The sequence below is a fragment of the Kitasatospora sp. NEAU-69 genome (assembly GCF_057158765.1).
The window spans coordinates 43,003-54,160 of sequence record NZ_JBWXUE010000048.1; the positions used below are offsets into that span (position 1 = coordinate 43,003).

The following is an 11,158-nucleotide window of genomic DNA, read 5'->3' on the forward strand; positions in this document are numbered from 1 at the left end:
ACTGACAGCCACTCACCGGTAAGCGGCCGCTAACTGGAAACGATAGATGGTGCCATGGCCCGGTCAGCCGACGTCCCGAGGGGCGCGGGCGGTGGCGAGGAGCTCCTCGGCGTGTGCCCGGCCGAGCTCGGAGTCCTCCAGGCCCGCCAGCATCCGGGACAGCTCGCGCACCCGCTCCTCGTCGGTCAGCGTCTTCACGCCGCTGCGGGTGACCGTGCCGTCGTTGGTCTTCTCGACCACCAGGTGCCGGTCGGCAAACGCCGCGACCTGCGGCAGGTGGGTGACCACGACGACCTGGGCGCTGCGGGCCAGCTTGGCGAGCCGGCGGCCGATCTCGACCGCCGCCTTGCCGCCGACACCGGCGTCCACCTCGTCGAAGAGGTACGTCGGCACCGGGTCGGCGCCGGCGAAGACCACCTCGACGGCGAGCATCACCCGGGACAGCTCGCCGCCCGAAGCGCCCTTGGCGATCGGGCGTGGCGAGGCGCCGGGGTGCGGGGCCAGCAGCACCTCGACCTCGTCCACGCCGTGCGAGCCGTAGCCGACCGTGCGCCCGTCCAGCTCCAGACCGGCCGGGTCGTCCACCCGGCTGAGCTCGAAGGTGACCCGGGCGTGCGGCATGGCCAGCTCGGTGAGCTCGGCGGAGACCGCCTCGGCGAACCGCCCCGCCGCCGCCTGCCGGGCGGCCGAGACCTCGGCGGCGAGCTGCGCCAGCTCGACGCGCAGCGCGCTCTCCTCCTCGCCGAGTTCGTCGATCCGATCGTCGTCGCCGTCCAGCTCGGCGAGCCGCACGGCCGAGGCCTCCGCCCAGGCGACCACCTCGGCGGTGCCCCCCTCGACCGAGCCGTACTTGCGCAGCAGCTGGGCCAGCACCGCGCGGCGCTCCTCGACGGCGGCCAGGCGCACCGGGTCGGCGTCCAGGTCGTCGGCGTAGAGCGCGAGGTCGCCGGCCACGTCGGCGAGCAGGTAGCCGACCTCGGTGAGCCGGTCGGCGATCGCGGCGAGCCGCTCGTCGTGGCCGCGCACCGCCTCCAGCGCGCGGCGGGCCTGGCCGACCAGAGTGCCGGCGTCCAGCGAGTCCGGGTCGGCGGGGTCGCCCGCCAGCGCGGCGTGCCCGAGCACCGCGGCCGAGGAGAGCGCGTCGGCGTGGCCGAGCCGCTCGGCCTCGGCCGCCAGCTCCAGCTCCTCGCCGGCCACCGGCTCGGCGGCGGCGATCTCCTCCAGGCCGAAGCGCAGCAGGTCGGCCTCCTGGGCCCGCTCGCGCGCCCGGGTGGTCAGCTCGGCGAGCGTGGCCGAGACCTCGCGCAGCCGCCGGTAGACCGTGCGGTAGCGGGCCAGCGGCTCGGCCAGCGCCTGACCGGCGTACCGGTCCAGCGCGCCGCGCTGGCGGGCCGGCCGCAGCAGGCGCTGCTGGTCGGTCTGGCCGTGCACCGCGATCAGGTCCTCGCCGAGCTCGGCGAGCAGGCCCACCGGCACCGACCGGCCGCCGACGTAGGCGCGCGAGCGGCCCTCGGCGGAGACCGTACGGCTGATCAGCAGCGCGCCGTCGTCCAGCTCGGCGCCGGCCTCCAGCGCGCGCACGGCCGCCGGTGAGCCGACCGGCAGGTCGAGGCGGCCCTCGACCACCGCGCGCTCGGCGCCGCCACGGACCAGCGCGGGGTCGGCGCGGCCGCCGAGCAGCAGACCGAGGCTGGTCACCACCATGGTCTTGCCGGCGCCGGTCTCGCCGGTCACGACGGTGAAGCCGGGTGCCAGCTCCACCACCGCGTCGTCGATGACACCAAGATCCCGTATCCGCATCTCGTCCAACACGGAGACGACCTTACGAGACCCCGGCCCCGCCGCGCGACGAAGGACGGCTGCCGGGCGCGAGTTTCATTCGTTCCAGTTCGCCGCGGCCGGGACCGTGCAGTGGCGCAGGAAGAACTGCGCGAGCGGGCCGATCGCCAGTGCGTACGCGACCGTCCCCACCCCCACACTGCCGCCGAGCAGCACTCCGGCCAGCAGCACGGTGATCTCGATGCCGGTGCGGATCAGCCGCAGCGAGACGCCGGTGCGCCGGTGCAGGCCGGTCATCACGCCGTCGCGCGGGCCCGGGCCGAGCCGGGCGCCGATGTAGAGGCCGGTGGCCAGCCCGTTCAGCACGATCCCGGCGACCAGCAGCGGGATCCGCACCGCGAGCGCGTGCTGCGCGGGCAGCAGCGAGACCGTCCAGTTCATCGCGAGCCCGAGCACGATCACGTTCCCGACCGTGCCGACGCCGGGCCACTGGCGCAGCGGCAGCCAGAACAGCAGCACGGCCGCGCCGACCAGGATCACCACCGTGCCGATGCTCAGGCCCAGGTGCCCGGCCAGGCCCTGGTGGAAGACGTCCCAGGGGTCGAGGCCGAGCGCGGCGCGGTAGATCAGGCCCATGGCGACGCCGTAGAGCACCAGGCCGACCGCCAGCTGCGGCAGCCGGCGCCCGAGTGCCCGGCCGGCCAGTGAGGGACGGGGAACGGTGAGGACGGCCATCGAGACTCCTTACACGAAGCGGTGCGGTCTGCGGAGCGGTCCGCTCTGCCATGATGGGGAGTCCACAGGGCCGGCATACAGGTCCAATCGGATTCAGGTGGACTGATCGCGATGACCGACTGGCACAGCACCGTGACCCCCGCCGCGCTCGCCCGGCTGCTCGCCACCGCCCGGCCGGTGCAGGGCGCCGGTCCGCGGCCGGCCTACCGGCGGCTCGCCGGCCAGGTCCGGACGCTGGTCGCCGAGGGGCGGCTGCCGGTCGGCACCCGGATGCCCGCCGAACGCGAGCTGGCCGGCGCGCTCACGCTCAGCCGCACCACGATCGCCACCGCGTACGAGACGCTGCGCGCCGACGGGTACCTGCGCAGCCGGCGCGGCTCGGGCAGCTGGACCACGCTGCCCGAGGGCAGCACCCCGCCCACCGACGGTCTGCACCCCGTCCCGCCGGACGAGGCCGACCGGGTGCTCGACCTGGGCGTCGCCGCGCTCTCGGCTCCGCAGCCGTTCCTCGGCGAGGCCGCCGCCCGCGCCGTCGAGCTGCTGCCCGCATACGCCTGCGGGCACGGCAACTACCCGACCGGCGTGCCCGTGCTGCGCGAGGCGGTCGCCCGGCGGTTCACCGAGCGCGGACTGCCCACCACGCCCGACCAGATCCTGATCACCACCGGCGCGATGGGCGCGCTGCACCTGCTGGAGCGGGCGCTGCTGACCCGCGGCGACCGGGTCGCGGTCGAGGCGCCGAGCTACCCGCACGCGCTGCTCACCCTGCGGGCCGGCGGCGCCCGGCTGGTCCCCGTCCCGCTGGCCCGCCCGGACGGGCCCGAGCAGCAGGCCGCCTGGGACCTGCCCGAGTGGCGCCGGGTGCTGAGCGGCGCGGCGCCACGCCTCGGCTACCTGATCCCCGACTTCCAGAACCCGACCGGCGCGATGATCGGCGAGGAGCAGCGCCGCGAGCTGCTCGCGGCCGCCCGGGTCGCGGGCACCGTGCTGCTGGTCGACGAGACGATGGCCGAACTGGACTGGGGCCGCCCGGCCGACGCGCCGCCGGTCCGGCCGACCGCGGCGCTGGACCGCGGCGCCCAGGTGATCACGGTCGGCTCGGCCGGCAAGCTGTTCTGGGGCGGGCTGCGGGTGGGCTGGATCCGCGCGACGCCCGCCCTGGTGCGCCGGCTGAGCGCCGAGCGGCTCTACACCGACATCGGCACCCCGGTGCTCGACCAGCTGATCACCGCCGAACTGCTCACCGGGCGGCTGGCCGAGACCCGCGGCTTCCAGCTCGACCGGCTGCGGGCCGGCGCCGGCGCGCTGACCGCGGCGCTGCGCGAGCGGCTGCCGCAGTGGCGGTTCGCCGAGCCGGCCGGCGGGCTGACGCTCTGGGTGGACATCGCGGGCCACTCCGGCGGCGCGCTGGCCGAGGCCGGCGAACGGGCGGGCGTCCGGCTCGCCGCCGGCTCGCGGTTCGGTGTGGACGGCGCCTTCGAGGGCTATCTGCGGCTGCCGCTGAACGTCCCCGCACCGGCTGCCGCGGCGGCGGTGGCCCGGCTGGCCGAGGTGGTCGAGACCGCCGGCGACGGCTTTCCGCGCGCGGATCCGGGGACGCCGCCGCTGGCGGTCTGAACTCTCCCTGCTGTCGGCTAGAGCTTCAGCAGTTGCCGGTGCGCCCGCGCCAACCGGTCACCGGCAGCGCGAACTTCGCGACCAGGCGATCGGTGAACGGCGCCCGGTGCAGTCTGGCCAGCCGCACCGGCACCTGGCCCCGGCGGACCTCCACCCGGGCCCCGGCCGGCAGTTCGAACGAGCGCCGCCCGTCGCACCAGAGCACCCCGTGCGGCGTCTTGGGCTGCACCTCGACGGCCAGCACCGAATCCGGCGAGGTCACCAGCGGGCGCGCGAACAGCGCGTGCGCGCTGATCGGCACCATCAGCAGCGCCTCCACCTCCGGCCAGACCACCGGCCCGCCGCCGGAGAACGCGTACGCCGTCGAACCGGTCGGCGTGGAGAGCACGACGCCGTCGCAGCCGAAGTTGGAGACCGGACGGCCGTCCACCTCGGTCACCACCTCCAGCATCCGCTCCCGGGAGGCCTTCTCGACGGAGGCCTCGTTCAGCGCCCAGTCCTCGTGCACGACGTCGCCGTTGGTGCGCACCACGACGTCGAGCGTCATCCGCTCCTCGACCTCGTACGCGCCGTCCACCACCCGTTCGACGACCACGGCGAGGTCGTCGCGCTCGGCCTCGGCCAGGAAGCCGACCCGGCCGAGGTTGATGCCCAGCATCGGCAGCCCGGTGTCCCGGGACAGCTCGGCGCCGCGCAGCAGCGTGCCGTCGCCGCCCGCGACCAGGATCAGCTCGCAGCCGTCCGCCGCGCCGTGACCGGCCTGGACGGTCTCCACGCCCTCGGGCAGGTCGAGGTCGACCGCCTCGGCGGCCAGCAGTCTGATCCTGAGTCCCGCCTTCAGCAGCCCTTCGACCAGCTGCTCGACGCTGCGCAGCGCGGTCTCACGACCGGTGTGCGCGATCAGGAAGACCGTACGTTCCTCGCTCAATGCCCTCTCCCTACGGGTCGCCTCTGGCCCATGACCGGTCCCCCCGCCGCAGCGGTGCCGGCCTCGACGCACCTGTCTGGCAGCCTAGCCGGGGCTCCTGCTAACGGGGGCCTTCCGCCACAGCCCGGTCCGCCTCGGCCGGATCCAGCTGCGGAGCGTCACGACGCAGCCACAGGAAGTACTCGACGTTACCGGACGGGCCCGGCAGCGGGCTCGCCGTCACCGCGCGCACCCCCAGGCCCGACTCCCACGCCTGGCCGGCCACCTGGCGGACCATCTCGGCGCGCAGCTGCGGGCTGCGCACCACGCCGCCGCTGCCGAGCCGCTCCTTGCCGATCTCGAACTGCGGCTTGACCATCAGCACCAGGTCGGCGTCCGACGCCGCGCAGGACGCGAGCGCCGGGAGCACCAGGCCGAGCGAGATGAAGGACAGGTCGCCGACCACCAGGTCCACCGACTCGCCGCCGATCAGCTCCGGGGTCAGCTCCCGGACGTTGGTGCGGTCCATCACGGTCACCCGGTCGTCGCTCTGCAGCGACCAGGCGAGCTGGCCGTAGCCGACATCGACGGCCAGCACGTGCGCGGCGCCCGCCCGGAGCAGCACGTCGGTGAAGCCGCCGGTGGAGGCACCCGCGTCGAGCGCCCGGCGGCCCTCGACCACCAGGCCCTGCGGCACGAACGCCTCGAAGGCGCCGGCCAGCTTGTGGCCGCCGCGCGAGACGTAGTCGGGGTCGTTCTCGTCCTTGGCCACCACCACGGCGGCCGACGTCTCCACCTGGGTGGCCGGCTTCGTCGCGGTCGCGCCGCCGACGCTCACCCGGCCGGCCGCGATCAGCTCGCTGGCGTGCTCACGGGAGCGGGCCAGGTTCCGGCGGACCAGCTCTGCGTCGAGTCGGCGTCGTGCCACTGCCACGGGGGGTTCAGCTCCTTGCGGGGGGGTGCTCGTCGGACTTCGTGTCGTACGGCCTGCGGGCCTACTCGTCCAGGGAGGTCAGGACGGCAGTCAGGCTCTGCTGGACATTTTCGTACACGGCCGCGTGTCCCGTGATCGGCACCCCGTCCAGCACCGCGAGCCCGGCCAGCGCGGCGTCGACCCCGGCCTGCCCGGTGACCGGCGGCGCGGGCAGGTCGAGGGGGGTGGGGTCGGGCTCCCAGACGGCAAGGTCATCGGGCGGACCGGGGGCCTCGGGGGGCTCCGGGGCGGGGGCCGACAGTGCGTCAGACATCGCTCCCGCCCGTCTCCGGGGAGGCCTTCGGCGCGGCGGTCTTCTTGGCGGCGGGCTTGGTGGCGGTCGCCTTCTTGGCCGTGGCGGTCTTGGCCACCGCCTTCTTGGTCGTGGCCTTCTTGACCGCTGCCTTCTTGGCCGTGCCGGTCCCGGCGGCCGCAGCGGTGCCGGCTGCGGCAGTCTTCTTCGCCGCCGTCTTCTTCGGGGCGGCCTCCGCGGCCACCGCCTTCTTCGCAGCCGCCTTCTTGACCGCGGTCTTCTTCGCCGCCGCCTTCTCCGGGGCCACCTTCTTCACCGTGGCCTTCTTCACGGTGGCCTTCTTCACGGTGGCCTTCTTCACGGCCGCGGTCTTCCTCCCCGGCGCAGCACCGCTCGCCGGGGCCCGCTTCGCCGTGGCGGCCCGCTCGCGGTCCAGCTCGACGCCGGGGTCCACGCCGTCCGCCGGTCCGGGCTCCGCGAACCGGTCCTGCTCCGGCTGCCAGTCCGCCGCCGTGTCCACCGCGTCCGCCCAGGCACCCGCCTGCGGCCGGGCCGCGCCGTCCGTCGCGTCGCCGAACTCGGCGAAGTCCGCGAACAGCCGCTCCGCCCGCGCCGCCGGCCGGGCCTTCGGCGCGTCCTCCTGCTCGGCCGCCGCCGGCTCGCCGTCGTCCTCCAGATCGCGCAGCCGGCCCTCCAGGTACGAGAGGACGACGCCGACCTTCATCACCTGGTCGCCCAGCCTGCCGACCCGCTCGACCGCCTTCTCCGCCTCGGACCGCGCCACCCCGACCGCGAGGTCCAGGCTGCCGCGCCCCGCCGCCACGACGTCCTCCGCCAGCTTCTGCAGCGACTGGACGGCCGGCGGGAGCTGCTCGGTCACGGTCCGTTCGGCCGCCGCCAGGTCCACGCCGGCCCGCTCCAGCAGCTCGGCGGCGGTCACCACCACGCGCTTGCCGGCCTCCTCCGCGATTCCGGCGGCCAACTCCACGTACCCCCGAAGCGTCTGCGCCATGTTCTCGGTGCCTCCTCCGCGCCGTCGCGCCGTCGTGGACACACCGGGTGCCCGGTCACGACGCTACCGTGTCCCTCCCGCACCGCGCGTCAGACAATCGGCATCCCCAACCCCGTGACCCGCCTGTACGGTGGCCGGAGCAGCGCAGACCACCGAAGGCGCAGACCACCGAACCCGGAGCAGCACGACGATGGCCGACACCGAGCAGTGCCGAGCGGCGCTGGAGCAGCTGAGCCGGAACATGGCCGGCGCCGAGGGCAACGTCCGGAAGGCGGCCGCGATGGACCGCTCGCTCAGCTGCTTCGTCACCGACCTCGATCTGACCTTCACCGGCACCCTGCGCGACGGCCGGATCCAGGACCTCGAAGAGGCCCCGGGTGCCCCGGTCCGGAAGGCCGAGATCCGGCTCGCGATGACCGGCGACGACCTGGTGGCCCTGGTCGGCGGGAAGCTGCACTTCGCCTCCGCCTGGGCCACCGGCCGGGTCAAGCTGGAGGCCGGTCTGCGCGACCTGCTCCGGCTGCGCACCCTGCTCTGAGCGGCGCCCGCCAGAAGCCGAGCCCGCCAGAACCTGAGCCCGTCAGAAGCCGAGCTCGGCCAGCGCCTTGCGCCCGTCCACCGGCTCGCCGCCGCGGTCGGCCGCCGCCCAGGCCGCGGCGCAGAGCGCGCGCAGCCCGTCGTAGCGGTCGCCGCCCTGCTCGCCCTCGCCGGTCAGCCGCAGCTCGCCGTCCACCACGGTGGCCCGGCGTCCCCGGCAGGCGAAGCCGTCCGCGACCGCCGTCACCGCCGGGTGCGGCTCCAGCAGCCCGCGCAGGTCGGCCGCGAGGTAGGTCGGGCGGTGCCTGGCCGGTGCGGCGAGCAGCTCGGCCGGGGTGCTCACGCCGGTGAAGACCAGCAGGCTGTCCACGCCACCGTTGAACGCGCCCTCGATGTCGGTGTCCAGCCGGTCGCCGACCACCAGCGGCCGCTTGGCGCCGGTCCGCAGCACGGTCTCCCGGTGCATCGGCGGCAGCGGCTTGCCCGCCACCTCGGGCTCGGCGCCGGTGGCGGCCCGGACGGCCGCGACCAGCGTCCCGTTGCCCGGCGCGACGCCGCGCGCGGTCGGAATCGACATGTCGAGGTTCGAGGCGACCCACGGCAGCCCGGCGGCCACCGCGTAGGCGGCCTCGGCCAGCCGGTCCCAGCCGATCGACGGGTCGAAGCCCTGCACGACGGCCGCCGGGCCGTCGGCCAGCGAGTCGACCGCGACCAGGCCGTGCTCGGCCAGCGCCTCGACCAGCCCGGCACCGCCGATGACCAGCACCTTCGCGCCGGCCGGCACCTTCTCGGCGACCAGTCGGGCGGCCGCCTGGGCGGAGTTGATCACGTCCGCCGGCTCGGCCGGCACGCCCAGCTCGGTCAGGTGCTCGGCGACCACGCGCGGCGGGCGGGACGCGTTGTTGGTCACGTACGCGAGCCGCATGCCGGCCGCCCGGGCCGCGTCCAGCGCCTCGACCGCGTGCGGGATCGCGGCGGGGCCGGCGTAGACGACCCCGTCCAGGTCGAGCAGTGCGGTGTCGTAGGCCGCGACCAGCGGCCGGTCGCTGTGGCCGGGGAGCACAGTGGCCTTGGTGTCCGTCATCTGGGTACCTCCGTGGGATACGCCGCCCTGCCGATCGCGGGAGGCCATGCACACTCTGCGTGCCCGCCGGGCGGGATGAAAAGTCGGCCGGGCCGACCGCCGGGTCTGCGGCAGGTCAAGGGGAGATCAGCCGAGGTCTTCCCCGGCACCCTCGTCGGCACCCGCCTCCGCGCTCTCGTCGGCGATCGCGGCCGGACCGTCCGCGCTCCCCGGCCCGGCCTGCTGCGGCGGCAGGTAGCCGGGCGCACCCGGCAGCAGCGGGCCGTACTTGCCCGCCCGCGCCGCCAGCGTGGCGCGGGTCTGCCGCAGCGCCGCGCGGTAGTGCTCGGCCTCCGGCCGCATCGCCACCGCCAGCGCCAGGTGCTTGACCGAGGTCTCGAAGTCGCCGAGCCTGGCCGCCGCGACCCCCCAGCCGAACTGCGCGTAGTCGTCGGACGGATCGGCCTGGGCGATGGCCTGGAAGTTCTCCGCCGCCGCCGCGTAGGACCCTGCGTCGAACTGGGCTCTGGCCAGCGCCTCGCGGATGCTCTTGGAGTGCGGCTCGGCCGCCGCCGCCCGGGCCAGCAACTGCACGGCGGCCGCCGGGTGCCCCTCGGCCAGCAAGCGCTCGCCGCGCCGGAACCAGTCGTAGACGTCCCCGTGCGGCTCGCCGTCGCCGCCGTTCACGGCCGGCCCGTCGCCACCCGCCGACTGCCCGAACCCCTGCCCACCACTCATGCCCGGCCTCGCTCCCGTCCGTGCCGACTTGACTGTTCACTGTCCGCCCGCACCCCAGTTCCGTCCCAAGATCTCGGAACAACGGCATTCCCGATTACCATGCCCAGAATGAGTGCACCCAGTGCAGGAAGCGGAGCGACGTCTTCGCCAGGCGGCCCCGGCGATCCCGGGCATGTCGCCACCGCAGGGCTCTCCCTGTCGGCCTTCCGCGGGCTGCGGTACGTCCCCGAACGGGTCGGTACGCTCGCCGCGGTCACCTCCCCTCCGTACGACGTGGTGGACCCGCACCGCCGCCTCGGCCTGGAAACCGCTGACCCGCACAACGTGGTCCGGCTGATCCTGCCGCGCCCCGAGCCCGAGGACACCGGCGAGCGGCCCGACCGCGACACCCGCTACCGTCACGCGGCCCGGCTGCTGAAGAACTGGCAGCGCGAGGGCGTGCTGGCCGCCGACCCGGTGCCGGCGCTCTACGTCTACGAGCAGCGCACGCACGAGGACAGCCCCGGCGGCGAGATGCTGCAGCGCGGGCTGATCGGCGCGCTCGCGGTCAGCGGCCGCGAGGGCGGCGTGGTGCTGCCGCACGAGGACGTGATGCCCGCGCCGGTCGCCGACCGGGTCGGCCTGATGCGCACCACCCGGGCCAACCTGGAGCCGCTGCTGCTCACCTACCGCGGCAAGGGCGGCGCGGCCGCGGTGATCGAGCGGGCGGTCGAGCGCGAGCCGCTGCTGACCACCACCACCTCGGACCGCACCCGGCACCGGCTCTGGGCGGTCACCGACCCGGCCGAACTCGCCGAGGTCACCCGCGACCTGGCCACCTGCCGGGCGCTGATCGCGGACGGCCACCACCGGTGGGAGATGTACCTGCGGCTCCAGCGCGAGCACCGGCACCTGCCGTTCAGCCCCTGGGACCGCGGCCTGGTGCTGCTGGTGGACACCGCCCGCTACCCGCTGCGGGTCCGGGCGATCCACCGGGTGCTCTACCGGCTGCCGCTGGACCGGGCGCTCGCCGCGCTGGGCTCGCCGCTGGAGGACGGCTGGCGGCTGCGCGAGCTGACCGGCCCGCTGGACGCCGCGCTCGACGCGCTCGCCGAGGCGAAGCAGGCGGACGAGCACGGCAACGCCTTCGTGCTCACCGCCGGCGACGGGCGCTACCAGCTGCTCACCGGTCCGGACGACGCGCTGCTGGACGTCACCGTGCCCAAGGACAAGCCCGCCGAGTGGCGCCGGCTGGACGCCACCGTGCTGCACGCGACGCTGCTGGAGCACACCTGGCAGGTCCCCGACGGGCCGGACGACATCGGCTACCTGCACGCCGCCGTCGCCGCCGAGCGGGAGGCCGCGCGGACCGGGGGCACCGCCGTGCTGCTCCATCCGGTGGACGAGGCGGTGGTCCGGCGGCTGGCCGAGCAGGGGGTCACCATGCCGCGCAAGTCGACCTCCTTCGGCCCCAAGCCGGCCTCGGGACTGGTCCTGCGCAGCCTGGAACTGGGCTGACGGCTCCCTGCCGGCGGTCGCGGACCTGGAACGCAGAACGGGCCGTG

At 75.4% G+C, this 11,158-nt stretch carries 11 protein-coding genes; 3 read left to right on the forward strand and 8 right to left on the reverse strand.

The annotated features are described in order from the left end of the window. Positions 1 to 63: 63 nt before the first annotated feature. Together recN and yczE are read right to left on the reverse strand one after the other, a co-directional pair. A complete protein-coding gene (gene recN, locus AC060L_RS34520) occupies positions 64 to 1,800 on the reverse strand; it encodes a DNA repair protein RecN (protein ID WP_483802938.1) in 1,737 nt (578 codons plus the stop codon). Positions 1,801 to 1,875: 75 nt separating this feature from the next. After that, positions 1,876 to 2,514, reverse strand: coding sequence for a membrane protein YczE (gene yczE / locus AC060L_RS34525; RefSeq protein WP_483802924.1), 639 nt, complete (start codon positions 2,512 to 2,514; stop codon positions 1,876 to 1,878). A gap of 111 nt (positions 2,515 to 2,625) precedes the next feature. On the opposite strand from yczE, the gene yczR reads away from it, so the two are divergent. Continuing rightward, a complete protein-coding gene (gene yczR, locus AC060L_RS34530; protein WP_483802925.1) occupies positions 2,626 to 4,131 on the forward strand; it encodes a MocR-like transcription factor YczR in 1,506 nt (501 codons plus the stop codon). Between the two features lie 25 nt (positions 4,132 to 4,156). Here the strand turns inward: yczR and AC060L_RS34535 are convergent, their stop codons facing one another. The 4 genes from AC060L_RS34535 to AC060L_RS34550 form a co-directional block, all read right to left on the reverse strand. Continuing rightward, positions 4,157 to 5,059, reverse strand: coding sequence for an NAD kinase (locus AC060L_RS34535; RefSeq protein WP_483802926.1), 903 nt, complete (start codon positions 5,057 to 5,059; stop codon positions 4,157 to 4,159). Between the two features lie 100 nt (positions 5,060 to 5,159). Continuing rightward, a complete protein-coding gene (locus AC060L_RS34540; protein ID WP_483802939.1) occupies positions 5,160 to 5,966 on the reverse strand; it encodes a TlyA family RNA methyltransferase in 807 nt (268 codons plus the stop codon). Between the two features lie 67 nt (positions 5,967 to 6,033). Next, on the reverse strand, positions 6,034 to 6,285 hold the full coding sequence (locus tag AC060L_RS34545) for a hypothetical protein (RefSeq protein WP_483802927.1): 252 nt from the start codon (positions 6,283 to 6,285) through the stop codon (positions 6,034 to 6,036). Continuing rightward, positions 6,278 to 7,276, reverse strand: coding sequence for a hypothetical protein (locus AC060L_RS34550; protein ID WP_483802928.1), 999 nt, complete (start codon positions 7,274 to 7,276; stop codon positions 6,278 to 6,280). The genes AC060L_RS34545 and AC060L_RS34550 overlap by 8 nt, the downstream gene beginning before the upstream one ends. A gap of 190 nt (positions 7,277 to 7,466) precedes the next feature. Here AC060L_RS34550 and AC060L_RS34555 point away from each other — a divergent pair, with 190 nt between their 5' ends. Further along, positions 7,467 to 7,814: a sterol-binding protein gene (locus tag AC060L_RS34555; protein ID WP_483802929.1), complete on the forward strand. Its 348-nt coding sequence runs from the start codon at positions 7,467 to 7,469 to the stop codon at positions 7,812 to 7,814. A gap of 42 nt (positions 7,815 to 7,856) precedes the next feature. Here AC060L_RS34555 and AC060L_RS34560 read toward each other — a convergent pair whose 3' ends face one another. After that, positions 7,857 to 8,897, reverse strand: a complete 1,041-nt coding sequence (locus AC060L_RS34560; RefSeq protein ID WP_483802930.1) for an HAD-IIA family hydrolase — start codon at positions 8,895 to 8,897, stop codon at positions 7,857 to 7,859. A gap of 126 nt (positions 8,898 to 9,023) precedes the next feature. After that, a complete protein-coding gene (locus tag AC060L_RS34565; protein WP_483802931.1) occupies positions 9,024 to 9,614 on the reverse strand; it encodes a tetratricopeptide repeat protein in 591 nt (196 codons plus the stop codon). 108 nt (positions 9,615 to 9,722) lie between these two features. Here AC060L_RS34565 and AC060L_RS34570 point away from each other — a divergent pair, with 108 nt between their 5' ends. Then, positions 9,723 to 11,111 (forward strand): DUF1015 family protein, encoded by a 1,389-nt coding sequence (locus tag AC060L_RS34570; RefSeq protein ID WP_483802932.1) that lies wholly within the window; start codon positions 9,723 to 9,725, stop codon positions 11,109 to 11,111. The last annotated feature ends 47 nt before the right edge of the window (positions 11,112 to 11,158 follow it).

Bases quoted from the DNA above. Each gene is read 5' to 3' on its own strand.
- AC060L_RS34555 (WP_483802929.1), top strand. From the start codon at position 7,467: ATGGCCGACACCGAGCAGTGCCGAGCGGCGCTGGAGCAGCTGAGCCGG.
- AC060L_RS34570 (WP_483802932.1), top strand. From the start codon at position 9,723: ATGAGTGCACCCAGTGCAGGAAGCGGAGCGACGTCTTCGCCAGGCGGC.
- yczR (WP_483802925.1), top strand. From the start codon at position 2,626: ATGACCGACTGGCACAGCACCGTGACCCCCGCCGCGCTCGCCCGGCTG.
- recN (WP_483802938.1), bottom strand. From the start codon at position 1,800: ATGCGGATACGGGATCTTGGTGTCATCGACGACGCGGTGGTGGAGCTG.
- AC060L_RS34560 (WP_483802930.1), bottom strand. From the start codon at position 8,897: ATGACGGACACCAAGGCCACTGTGCTCCCCGGCCACAGCGACCGGCCG.
- AC060L_RS34565 (WP_483802931.1), bottom strand. From the start codon at position 9,614: ATGAGTGGTGGGCAGGGGTTCGGGCAGTCGGCGGGTGGCGACGGGCCG.
- yczE (WP_483802924.1), bottom strand. From the start codon at position 2,514: ATGGCCGTCCTCACCGTTCCCCGTCCCTCACTGGCCGGCCGGGCACTC.
- AC060L_RS34550 (WP_483802928.1), bottom strand. From the start codon at position 7,276: ATGGCGCAGACGCTTCGGGGGTACGTGGAGTTGGCCGCCGGAATCGCG.
- AC060L_RS34545 (WP_483802927.1), bottom strand. From the start codon at position 6,285: ATGTCTGACGCACTGTCGGCCCCCGCCCCGGAGCCCCCCGAGGCCCCC.